The sequence below is a fragment of the Runella salmonicolor genome, assembly GCF_024158025.1.
In the GTDB taxonomy this organism is placed as follows: domain Bacteria; phylum Bacteroidota; class Bacteroidia; order Cytophagales; family Spirosomataceae; genus Runella; species Runella salmonicolor.
In genome coordinates this window covers 189,003-198,702 of the sequence record NZ_JAMZEL010000012.1, presented here as the reverse complement: position 1 = coordinate 198,702, position 9,700 = coordinate 189,003, and the positions used below count along the sequence as shown (strand labels likewise).

The following is a 9,700-nucleotide window of genomic DNA, read 5'->3' as shown; positions in this document are numbered from 1 at the left end:
TAAAACACAAACCTAAAAAAATCCAACGCTCTCCACAACTTTTGGTTTTGATCCCAGAAAACTTTCCAAAACAGATAGGGTTGATTAAAACACAAACCTAAAAAAATCCAACGCTCTCCACAACTTTTGGTTTTGATCCATTTATTCACTGATCAATAAAATCAAAGTACGTTTTGGGAAGGGCTAAAAAGCAAAAAGCCCCAAAACGTGATGTTTTGAGGCTTTTTCGTTTCCGCAGAGCGATTTTGTGACCCATAGGGGAATCGAACCCCTGTTTCAACCGTGAAAGGGTCGTGTCCTAACCGCTAGACGAATGGGCCGACTGGTTCCATATATTCGCTGCGTGGGTGAAACGTGGTGCAAAGGTACGTTTATTTTTGATAGTGTCAACAGTTGAATGAATATTTTTTCGAAGAAATGTTTTCTAGCGCTGATAATCAGTACTTTTGGATGGAAAATATTTTTGAAATAGTTTTGATATGTATGGAAACGTCGATAAAACATTTATTGAAAGACCTTAATTTTAGCGTAAAGGGGAGTTTGTGGATAGAAAGTGCCGAAGAGCGGTTCTTAGGACCTGGTAGAGTAGAGCTTTTGGAATACATTGATGAAATGGGTTCAATTAATCGAGCGGCAAAGCAAATGGGAATGTCTTACAAAAAAGCGTGGGAGATGGTCAACTCGCTCAATGCACAATCAAGCCGCCCTCTTGTACTGACCCAGACCGGAGGCGAAAAAGGGGGAGGGGCGGTTATTACGAAAGAAGCCCGAGAACTGATTGCTTTTTATCATCGATTGAGACAGCGGTTTCAGTTTTTTTTGGAAGAAGAAACAAAGCAACTTAATACTGATTGAATTTTTCTATTAAGGTTTGTCTTGACACTTAAAGAAAATTTTCTACTTTTGCAACCACGAATCGGGATATAGCACAGCCAGGTAGTGTACTTGTCTGGGGGGCAAGGGGTCGTGGGTTCAAATCCCGCTATCCCGACATCTGAAAATGCGGTTCGCCGCTTCGAAAGCACTTACGACGAAAAGTTGTAAGTGCTTTTTTCTTTGGTTTAAACATATTTGGGAGTATAAACAAGAGTGCGTCGAATAGAAGTATTGTGTATTTCTATCAACTTAGCACGAATTTTTGTCTCCAAAGGTAGTATTTAATAAAAGGGCAGCGTTTAAATTTCCGATGCGATGTCAAAACTAATCCTTGCGTCTCCATTTGGCAAAACAATAATAAGGGGTTTGAAATGGGGTTAAAAGGTTATCATGCACTCTTACGTTGAGACGCCCCAATGGAATAGTAGTGATGATTTTATGGCTAGTCAGGCAGGCCATGTTGGGATGATAAACTTCTACACTGTCTTTGGTGATGCGTAAATAATAGGGATTGAAGGCCAACGAAAGCCGCCAATCTTTATGCTGTCGCAGTCCAATGGGGCCAAAATTCCCAATCTCTCGTTTCGAAATTTCGTTTTGCAAATAAGGTGAATCTTCAAAATAGGAAGAAGGAATCTGATAGGGTGTTCCTTTGCCGTGTAGTAAATGGTAAATTATTCGCGCCGCTTCAGGGTATATAGGGTAAGCGGCCACAATGCCACAGTGGGTCAAGGTTTTGATAATGATTTTATCGCCACGGGTAAGTGTACGATTTTCTGCTCGAACACTCATCTTATTCAAGTACTGATTTAACGTACTTTCGGTGTTCGTACGAAATAGCCTGGAGAGTGGGTCATTAAGGACAAATAAACTAAGGCATATTCCCAAAAGAGCAATGGCGGTTATAATGCCAAAACGCAACACAGTTTTTTTCATAAGTCCCTTTTTTGGGGGATTGAACGGTGTTTTAGGGCGTTTATTGCAGGGTTTCGGTGTATAATAAATGCTGAAAATTATGCTTGAAAGAATGTTGAAGTGGAAATTTTTAATAGGTGGTAATCATTCTACTCTCTATTTGTGAAAATACTACCGTGTGCCTCAACAACAAGCCTATCTGTACCTTTGCAATGCCTGTTCCAACTTTGTAATAAATTTTTGTCTCAGATCGAAAGGTTCTAAAACTTCTACATCAGATCCAAATTCTAAGATTTTTGTTATTAGTTCTTTATTCCAAGCGACTTCTAGTATTAGGATTGTTTTGCCGTCATCAGGGTCCGTTTCATGTCTTTGCAAAGGATGTATTTTTTTCGTTATGGCATATTGTAGACGTATTGGACTATGAAATTTTAACTTTACAGTTATAATTTTTCCGGTATTAGTTATTCCAATGATATTCTTGAAATGTTCTCGTAGGTCTATTTCCTTTGGACAAGTAAAAGATTCAGTCGTTTCGGCAGGCTGAATGGTTAAAAGCTCCAACGATTCAGGGCTCATTTGGGCTTAAAGTTGATGAAAACCCACCGATAAAAGCAGGAAAAGAAGGAAAAAAACCGCATACAGGGATGGATTTAGAGAAAACAGCTGAATTGAGTTGACGGGTAGACGTACCCGATTCCCGGTACTTAATTCAGGAATGGTGGATAGAAGGCCCATTTGCCTAATAGGACGGGGCAACGGTAGAAAAGGTACTGTTGCTACCTCAGAGACACCACAAAAAGTAATCAAATGGTCTATTTTTTTACTATGTGCTCAGCGTCACAATAAAGTTACATAAAGTGCTGTATAGTGGTGTTACTACATCAATCACTTCTCGTATTATGGGCTGACTTGTCAACTTTCTAATATGATAAAAACCCCCTCGAAAAAACTCTTCGCGGGGGTTTTTAGTGAGATTTACTGAATTTAAGGCGCTTTTACGATTTTACGGAAGGCACGTTGGTTGCCTTGCTGAATCTCGATGATGTAAGCACCTGGCAGTAAATTTGATACGTCCAACCTTTCGGAAAATGAAGGTGCCGTTTTAGTAAACGTTGCTTCTCGGTGGAGGATGCCCAAATTGGCGTTGAAAATGCGTACCTGCAATTTTTCCCGACTGGTACTTTCAAACGAAACCAGTACGTAATCGGTAGATGGGTTAGGGTAGACGGTGACGATGTCGTGCAATTTAACGTTTTCGGCAACCAACTCTTTCGGGGCAAAGGTGGCGTTGGTTTTGTCGCCAATGCGGGCTACTGGAGTCGATGTAGAGTCGGTGGTGCTACTAACGACTTGGTCGGAGGCTACGATAAAAATAGGCGTTTCGGTCACGGTGACGGTCAATTGCCCCTGCGTGGTGCTGACCAATTCTACGTTCATGGTGTCGCTACCGATGGTTGGCGTGTAGATTTTGGCCGAGGTGGCGCTTCCCAAATTTAACGTTGCCGAGCCCGTACGACCTGTTTCATCAGGAATAACCAGCGCATAGGCCGATTTGCCGTTGAGTTCGTAGCGGTCGATGATGGGGTCGTTTTGGAGGGTTTCTTTGTACATATACTGCCCGAATTGACGGTTGGTTTGGTACAGAAAATCCGCCGCTGGTTTGCGCGTTTGGTTGTTGTTGAGTAGTCCAGAAGAGCCAAATTGGGTCGGATTATTGATGTCGTAGTCGTAAGTTTGGTAAAAATAAACCCGTTCGATGCCTTTTCGGGCGTAGAAAAGGGCATTTCTCAATATCCAGTCGGCTTGGGTTTGCAAGACCGATTTATTGCCGATGGCAATGGCTTTTAGCGGACTTCCTTGGTTGACGTCGTAGCCCGTTTCGCTCATCCATACGGGCATATCTTGCGATTCTTTTTGGGCCAATTGGAGGAACTTTTCGGTCACCACTCCCGCCGTCGACACTTCTGGTGCCACGCCGCGCGTGCCAGTTCCGTCTTGCGTAGAAGATGCATTGTCGGGATAAAAATGGTAGTTAATCACGTCCCAGCACAAATTGACGCTTCCGTCAGGGCGGTACCCGCGAAATTCTTTACACCAGTCAATCATTCCTTTGATGTAATCAACCCCGATAAAGGGTGACGCCAATCCCGCAATGACAATTTTGATAGAAGGGTCGGCGTTTTTGACGCCCACGCCAGGACCCATCGTGTTTTTATGCCCATCGTAGAAAGCGGATAAATTGGCGGCGTATTCGCGGCCCGTTTGGTAGGCTTTGCGGCCCTTCCACCACTTGTCGCGCTCGTTGTCGCACTCGATGTATTTGATGAGGTTCAGGCCGATTTTTACCTCATTGATACCGTCGCCGTTCCAGCGTTGGCGGGTATCCACACTCAGCAAGGCGGGGTTGACATTGGGGTTGTTTCCGTACCGGGCGGCATACTGAAATGCCACTTTTGCCTGCTCTATGTACGAAAGTGGGTCCGAAAAATTCTTGCCGTAGCGCAACGGAACATTCTCCGAGTCTCTTTCTCCTTCGGGATAGGTCGCGGTCATCCAAGGCGGAATGGTTTTGATACAGGCCAATACCTCCATGCCTTCGGCTTTGAGGCGCGTATACAGGCCGTCATAGTCCCAGCTGCCGCTGTGGGTAGGGTTGAATGTATAACCTCCTTCGTTGGGTTCTAGTTTTTCCCAGTCGATGTAGTGTCGTATTCCGCCGAAGGTCTTCATGGCCTTCAGTTTGGTTTCGCTGATACGGTTGTCCCAAGCTTCTTCAAAATCCCACTCAAAGGCATTGACGCCAATCATTTCTTTCAATTTGATGGATTTTTGGCGGTAGGGGCCGTTAGATGTTGTTGTGGGTGGCGTATAAGCACCGTACAATTCTATTTCGGTAGGATAACCCCACCAAGCGTTGATGACCAAATAACGCGCATTGGTAATGGCCGAGTCTAAGTTGAATTGCGCATCGCCCGTGGTAGAGCGGCCTGTATAGGGCCCTACCCAGCCGTTGTACACTTCTCCCGTAAACGTCGCAATAGGAATCCGCCGCCAATCGCTGGTGATAATCGAAAGTGTCATGGGTTTGTCGGGAAAAGAACCTTCGCCGTCAAAGAATTTGATACGGTCGATGGTCATTTGTTCGCCATTCAGAAGTGGATAGTAAGCATCATAGTTCTCCAATACTTTGCTGTATCCAGTATGCACGGTCACGTCAGTCACGTTGTCAAACAGGCCTTCCAAACCTTTGGGGGCGTTATTGAGCTGATACCAGCGGGCGGCTTGAATCGGGATTTTAACCCCAGTATAGGGCGGCGGCGGTGGAGTGGCGGTAACTACGGTTAGGGTTTGGCCAACATTATTGGCTGGCAGATAGCTGGTATTGCCCGCCTGCGAAGCCGTAAGGGTGGTCGTTCCCGCCGTCAGAATGGTGGCTTTCCAGACACCAGTGGCGTTGGAAACCGCAGCAACGGCTGGGTTGGAAGAAGTAAAAGTAATGGGTGTTTGGTTTTGGTTACTAGAAGCGACCAAATCAAAGGGGGCGTCACCGACCGTTTTTTGGGGTAACGCTCCAAAACTAATGACCGACTGAATCTGGGTATTAGCCCCTTTTGTTACGTTAAACCAATTGAAATTCCAACTGCCATTAACGGCATAAATTCGAATAATTTGCTTTCCTACTGGCAGCGCAACCGTGGTGCTGACGGTATCCCAAGTTTGCCAGCCTCCCGTAATAGGCAAAGTAAGGGCGCTCAAAACGCCTCCTGTTGCGTTTCTGAGTTCGAGTTTGCCATCTCCGTAAGGTTTGGCAACGCGAAAGGTAAACTTATAAGTGGCGGCTTCGTCGACGCTGAAATGATAGTCGAGCCAATCGTTGTCATCAATCCAACCCATATTGAATCCCCCGCCTACGTCTTGGGTATTTTCGGGTTTTACGTCGCTGACAACGTCGTAGTCTTCGGCTTCGGTTTTTCCAAGAATAGGCCTGCTACCCGTAACCTCAAACCAGTTGAAATTCCAGTCGCCATGCTTGGCATAAATACGCAGCGTTTGTTGGCCTGCCGAGAGAGGAATAAAAACCTTGGCCGTGGCCCATCCTTGCCACCCGCCCGTGTAGGGCAACACAACCGAGCCAAGCACCGCGCCAGTGGCAGATTTTACTTCAATGGTACCGTCGCCGTATCCTTTGGCCACCCTAAAACCGAAGGTATAAATTCCTGAAGCGGCCACGTTGACTGTATAATCCATCCAGTCTCCGTCGTTAATCCAACCTATGTTTAAACCACCGCCCGTATCTTGGGTGTTTTCGGTATTGATGCCGCTCATGACATCAAAGTTTTCGGCTTCGATTCTGCCCGGAATGGCGTTGTATTTTTCTACTTCAAACCAGTTGAAGTTCCAGGAGCCGTATTTGGCGTAAATACGTAAGGTTTGTTGTCCTGCCGTGAGCGGAATAATGATGCTCGATGTGCCCCATCCTTGCCAGCCGCCCGTAAACGGCAAAACGACCGAACCCAGCACCGCACCGTTGGCGGTTCTTACTTCAAGGGTGCCATCACCAAATCCCTTGGCGGTTCTGAAACTAAATTTATACGTCCCGCTGACTGGAACATTGACATTGTAATCCATCCAATCGTTGTCTTCAATCCAGCCTACATTTAAGCCACCGCCGGTATCTTGGGTATTTTCAGTTGCAATGCCGCTCATAGCGTCGTAGGCTTCAGCTTCAATTTTGCCTGGAATGACCTTTTGAGCGCAAACACTTACGGATAGTAACAGCAGGATTACATTTAAATAGAGTTTTTTCATAAAGCTTTGCAAACGTTGAAGTTGTAATACTTAATATTGGCGTATTAGTTAAAAATAATTAAAGTAATATCAAAAGATTAGCGTCATTGTTGTACTTAAACAATTAGAAATATAACTTTTGGGAATACTCATCCTGAAAGTGTGGCTTATTTTTACGTCTTTTTATTAGAGCGGTTAGTTTTTTTTGAAATACATTAAGTGTATTTTGCCATTGCTATTCAACGATTGAAAAAAAATACTCTATTTCCACCGAAAATATAATCTGCCCAATGCAATTTTTTGGATATTTTCTCCTGATGCCAATAGTTATCTATTTGGCATTCAATGTCTTGTATTTATTACTGTCGGCGGTGGCGGGTCGTTTAGGCAAAGCCGATGATGTTCCTATTTCAACCAAACCCACGCAGATACGAAGAATCGCGGTGCTGATACCAGCCTACAAAGAAGATAAAGTGATTATTGATTCGGTAGAGGCCAACCTTCTACTTGATTATCCCAAAAGTTACTTTGATTTGTTTGTCATTGCCGATTCTTTCTTGCCCGAAACCCTCCAAAAACTGGCGACTTATCCCATCAAAGTTATTACGGTAGAGTTTGAACAATCGACGGTTCAAAAGTCAATTGCGTACGCGCTGCACCAACTTCCTCGCAACACGTACGATATAGTGATGGTCTCCGACGCCGACAATCACATGCGCCCCGATTTTTTGCAACGCATCAATTTGGCCTTTGACCAAGGCTGGAAAGTGGTACAGGGGCATCGGGTGGCTAAAAATACCAATACAGGTGTGGCAGTTTTTGATGCGATGAACGAAGAGGTCAACAACCATCTTTTTCGCGGTGGTCAGCGCGCATTGGGCATGTCGGCTTCGTTGATTGGGTCAGGGATGGCCTTCGTCCCTGATGCAATGATGCACGGAATGAGTCGCCTTCAAACCATTGGAGGCTACGATAAAGAATTGGAAATGAATCTGTTGTTGGATGGCTTTCATATCGCCTACCTGAAAGACGCGTACATTTATGACGAAAAAGTACAAAACCTAGCGGTCTTTGAGCGGCAGCGTTCTCGGTGGATTGCGGCCCAGATTCATTTTATTAAGTTTTACTTTACGACGGGATTCGCGCAGCTGTTTAAAGGAAATTTTCATGCCTTCAATGCTTATCTGAAAGGGTTGATTATGCCGCGTACGTTGTTGCTGGCGGTTTTAGGACTGGGCGTATTGATAGGTTTAGTATTCTTAAATATTCCGATTTTAGTCACGATGGGGAGCCTGTTGGGCGTTCTTGCCTTTACCCTTGCGATTTCTATTCCAGGGTATTTATGGAAGAAAATTTCTGCCAAAGATTTTCTTCTACTTTTTCAATTGATTTTCCGGATGGTGCGCTCTTTGCTCAACATCAAGGCCGCCAGTAAAAGTTTTTTGCCAACTCCCCACGGAGAAACCGAAACAAAAACGCCTTAAAGAAAGGCTTCTGTAGATGGGTAAATTCGTTCAAAGGGCACTTATTTCAAGGTTTCATTTGCGGGTAGCATTGAACTTTCGGGCGGTGTTTTTTTGTACTCTAAACAGTACATTTCAGAAAGCCTCTTTTATCGTTTGTTCATGCGTCTTACCTACTTCAAACTCATCGCTACCGTTTTTTTCTGGGGCACTAATTTCGCGGCGGGCAAAATCGCCGTTCAATCCTTAGGACCTTATTCAACGGCTTTTCTGCGGTTTGTCATCGGGGCGCTGTTATTGATGGCTTATCTGTACAAAACCAACGGCAGAATTCCTTCTCTTACTCCCAAACAATGGGGATTGGTGTTTATCTCGGCATTGATGGGGGTGTTTTTGTATAACTTGTTCTTTTTCAGTGGTATCCAGTATATGCCTACCGTGCGGGCCTCACTCGTAATTGCCTTTGCTCCGATTACTATTACATTGGGGAGCTGGCTTTTTTTAGGGGAGCAGGTGTCGGTTATCAAATGGGCGGGCATTGCGTTGTCTATTTTTGGCGCCGCTGTGGTGCTTGCTCGCGGTGATTTTTCATCTCTTCTTTCCAACACGACCTGGGGTCTGGGCGAATTGCTCATCATGGGTTGTGTTTTGAGCTGGACGGTTTATACGCTCATTGGACGAGTAGCGCTGAAAACCATTCCTGCACTGTCGCTCAGTTCTTTCTCGGCGTTGATTGGGGCGACTTTGTTGTTTATCCCTGCGCTTCAACATGGGTTAATCGAACGTTTGGAACAAGCAAGTTGGCAGTCGTTGGCAGCAGTAGTCTACATGGCAATGACCGCCACCGCGCTCGGATTTATTTGGTATTATGAAGCTGTCCAAAAAATAGGCGCTACCAAAGCCGCCGTTGTTGGAAACCTGACCCCCGTTTTTGCGGCCATTATTGCCGTTACGCTTTTGGGGGAAGAACTGACATTGACAACCATCATCGGAGGGGTGTTGGTATTGGCGGGAGTACTACTGACGACGATGAAGTAAACAGTAGGGATATGAGACGGAGTGTAACAAAAAGAATGCATTTTCGTTTACTTTTTAATCATAATGGCCATTTAAAAAGAAACTGTGGTATGAGCATCAGACCTTTACTGCTAAATATATTGCTTACAGGAATCGTTGGGATGACCTTCAATGCCTGTAAGAAAAACGAAGAGCCAATAACTGTGCCCGTCGCAAAAGCCTCGTTTGAGTTAATTCAGGAACGCATTTTTACGCCTACCTGTGCCACTTCGGGCTGCCACGCTTCGGAGCAGGAATCCAGCTTCAGCCAACATGGTTTGGTGCTTGCTACGGGTAAATCCTACGATTATTTATTCAATAAAGACCCTAAAAATCAGAATGCGGTGGAAGATAAGTTGAAGCGTGTATTGCCGTATTTTTCACTGCAAAGTTTACTTTTTCATAAACTTAATTGGGAAGGCGGCGCGCACCACGGCGGCAAAAGCTACGGTACGCCCATGCCCCTAAATGGAAAAGCCCTCTATAAAGGCCAAATTGAGTTCATTCGACGTTGGATTGAGGCGGGCGCACCTCGCACTGGCGCCGTGGCCGATACGGTACTATTGGCCGATAAAACACCAAGTTTTTAGGTTTATTTT

General features: G+C 45.0%; 7 protein-coding genes and 2 tRNA genes. 5 read left to right on the top strand and 4 right to left on the bottom strand.

Translation table 11 applies throughout. The annotated features are described in order from the left end of the window. Nucleotides 1–248: 248 nt before the first annotated feature. Nucleotides 249–320: transfer RNA gene (locus tag NCI00_RS23440), tRNA-Glu, on the bottom strand. A gap of 163 nt (nucleotides 321–483) precedes the next feature. Here NCI00_RS23440 and NCI00_RS23435 point away from each other — a divergent pair. Then, nucleotides 484–855 carry a winged helix-turn-helix domain-containing protein gene (locus tag NCI00_RS23435; protein ID WP_253531834.1) on the top strand — a complete coding sequence of 124 codons (372 nt, stop codon included), beginning with the start codon at nucleotides 484–486 and terminating at the stop codon, nucleotides 853–855. A 62-nt stretch (nucleotides 856–917) separates the two neighbouring features. Next, nucleotides 918–991 (top strand) — tRNA-Pro (locus NCI00_RS23430). Nucleotides 992–1,200: 209 nt separating this feature from the next. On the opposite strand, the gene NCI00_RS23425 is transcribed toward NCI00_RS23430, so the two are convergent. From NCI00_RS23425 to NCI00_RS23415, 3 genes are all read right to left on the bottom strand, one after another. Next, nucleotides 1,201–1,668, bottom strand: a complete 468-nt coding sequence (locus NCI00_RS23425) for a hypothetical protein (protein WP_253531833.1) — start codon at nucleotides 1,666–1,668, stop codon at nucleotides 1,201–1,203. A 318-nt stretch (nucleotides 1,669–1,986) separates the two neighbouring features. Then, nucleotides 1,987–2,370, bottom strand: a complete 384-nt coding sequence (locus NCI00_RS23420) for a helix-turn-helix transcriptional regulator (protein ID WP_253531832.1) — start codon at nucleotides 2,368–2,370, stop codon at nucleotides 1,987–1,989. Nucleotides 2,371–2,778: 408 nt separating this feature from the next. After that, nucleotides 2,779–6,603, bottom strand: coding sequence for a carbohydrate-binding protein (locus NCI00_RS23415; RefSeq protein WP_253531831.1), 3,825 nt, complete (start codon nucleotides 6,601–6,603; stop codon nucleotides 2,779–2,781). Nucleotides 6,604–6,872: 269 nt separating this feature from the next. Between NCI00_RS23415 and NCI00_RS23410 the strand changes: the two genes are divergently transcribed. The 3 genes from NCI00_RS23410 (at nucleotide 6,873) to NCI00_RS23400 (ending at nucleotide 9,691) form a co-directional block, all read left to right on the top strand. Beyond that, nucleotides 6,873–8,066: a glycosyltransferase family 2 protein gene (locus NCI00_RS23410; protein WP_253531830.1), complete on the top strand. Its 1,194-nt coding sequence runs from the start codon at nucleotides 6,873–6,875 to the stop codon at nucleotides 8,064–8,066. A gap of 141 nt (nucleotides 8,067–8,207) precedes the next feature. Continuing rightward, entirely contained in the window at nucleotides 8,208–9,083 is an 876-nt protein-coding gene (locus NCI00_RS23405; RefSeq protein WP_253531829.1) for a DMT family transporter, read from the top strand. An 89-nt stretch (nucleotides 9,084–9,172) separates the two neighbouring features. After that, nucleotides 9,173–9,691 carry a hypothetical protein gene (locus NCI00_RS23400; RefSeq protein ID WP_253531828.1) on the top strand — a complete coding sequence of 173 codons (519 nt, stop codon included), beginning with the start codon at nucleotides 9,173–9,175 and terminating at the stop codon, nucleotides 9,689–9,691. The last annotated feature ends 9 nt before the right edge of the window (nucleotides 9,692–9,700 follow it).

Bases quoted from the DNA above. Each gene is read 5' to 3' on its own strand.
- NCI00_RS23435 (WP_253531834.1), top strand. From the start codon at position 484: ATGGAAACGTCGATAAAACATTTATTGAAAGACCTTAATTTTAGCGTA.
- NCI00_RS23425 (WP_253531833.1), bottom strand. From the start codon at position 1,668: ATGAGTGTTCGAGCAGAAAATCGTACACTTACCCGTGGCGATAAAATC.
- NCI00_RS23420 (WP_253531832.1), bottom strand. From the start codon at position 2,370: ATGAGCCCTGAATCGTTGGAGCTTTTAACCATTCAGCCTGCCGAAACG.
- NCI00_RS23415 (WP_253531831.1), bottom strand. From the start codon at position 6,603: ATGAAAAAACTCTATTTAAATGTAATCCTGCTGTTACTATCCGTAAGT.
- NCI00_RS23410 (WP_253531830.1), top strand. From the start codon at position 6,873: ATGCAATTTTTTGGATATTTTCTCCTGATGCCAATAGTTATCTATTTG.
- NCI00_RS23405 (WP_253531829.1), top strand. From the start codon at position 8,208: ATGCGTCTTACCTACTTCAAACTCATCGCTACCGTTTTTTTCTGGGGC.
- NCI00_RS23400 (WP_253531828.1), top strand. From the start codon at position 9,173: ATGAGCATCAGACCTTTACTGCTAAATATATTGCTTACAGGAATCGTT.